Below are 1281 nucleotides of genomic sequence, written 5' to 3'. Positions count from 1 at the left end.
TGATCGGCCCCCACGGACGGGTCCAATTTGATTGTTAGTGCAATGATGGTCGTGGCGCCAGCGCGGGCGGCATCGCTGGTTGGGGTTGCAGGGCCGCCCGCGCGAATGCCGGAATGAAGACCTCAGGTGCCGGCGGCTTGTAGCCGAGCGATCCATGCGGACGCACGGTGTTGTAATGCCGACGCCAGCTTTCCACGATGATCCTGGCCTCTTTGAGCGTGTAGAAGATCTCGCCGTCGAGGAGTTCGTCGCGCAGGCGAGCATTGAAGCTCTCGATGTAGCCATTCTCCCATGGGCTTCCGGGTGCGATGTAGGCAGTCTTCGCCCCGACGGCGGTGATCCAGTCCTGCACGGCCGTGGCGATGAACTCCGGGCCGTTGTCGGAACGGATGTGCTCAGGCACGCCGCGCAGGATGAACAGGTCGGACAGGACGTCGATGACGTCGGTGGAGTTGAGCTTGCGATCGATGCGGATCGCCAGCGCCTCATGCGTGAACTCGTCGATCACGTTAAGCATGCGGTACTTCCTTCCGTCATGAGTGCGGTCCTCGACGAAGTCGTAGGACCAGACATGGTTGGGCCGCTCGGCGCGCAGGCGGATGCATGATCCGTCGCCGAGCCAGAGCCGGCCTTTCTTCGGTTGTTTGGCTGGAACCTTCAGCCCCTCTTGCCGCCAGATGCGCTCGACCCGCTTGTCGTTGACCACCCAGCCCATCTGGCTGCGCAGAAGCTCGGCGATCTTGCGATAGCCGTAGCGGCCATAGCGGCGGGCCAGTGCAACGATGTCCTCGGTCAGTTGCTGCTCGTCGTCCCGGCCGCGAGGAATATGCCGCTGCGTGGAGCGATGCTGCCCAAGCACGAGGCATACCCGGCGCTCCGACACGCGCTTCGGCAGAACCGAGCGAACATGGTCGATGCAGGCACGGCGACGCGAGGGGCTCAGAAGTTTCCCCGCGCAGCCTCCGTCAGGATCAGCTTGTCCAGCGTCAGATCGGCCACCGCCTTGCGAAGCCGTTCGTTCTCCTTCTGGAGATCCTTCAACTGCCGAAGCTGGTCACGGCTCATGCCGCCATATTGCTTGCGCCACCGGTAGAACGTCAGTTCGGAAACGCCGATCTGGCGAACGGCATCCGCCATCGCCATGCCTTGGCCGCGCAAAACCTCAACCTGCCGAAGCTTCGTGACGATCTCGTCGGGCTTGTGTCGCTTGTTTGCCATTGTGGTCCTCCTTCATGGTCAAAACCATACTTCAAGGTGGACCCGTTCAATGGGGGTGGATCA

1 protein-coding gene is annotated in these 1281 nt (G+C 62.3%); it reads right to left on the bottom strand.

Annotated features, from left to right (window positions below; translation table 11 throughout):
• Positions 1-34: 34 nt before the first annotated feature.
• A protein-coding gene (locus F9K78_RS21775) for an IS3 family transposase (protein ID WP_119039375.1) occupies positions 35-1218 on the bottom strand; the annotation gives its coding sequence in 2 pieces (ribosomal slippage) (positions 35-954 and positions 954-1218; 1185 coding nt in all).
• Between the last annotated feature and the right edge of the window lie 63 nt (positions 1219-1281).

Origin of the sequence: Brucella pseudintermedia, assembly GCF_008932435.1 — a bacterium.
GTDB classification, from domain to species: Bacteria; Pseudomonadota; Alphaproteobacteria; order Rhizobiales; family Rhizobiaceae; genus Brucella; species Brucella pseudintermedia.
This window is presented reverse-complemented; position numbering and strand designations above follow the sequence as displayed.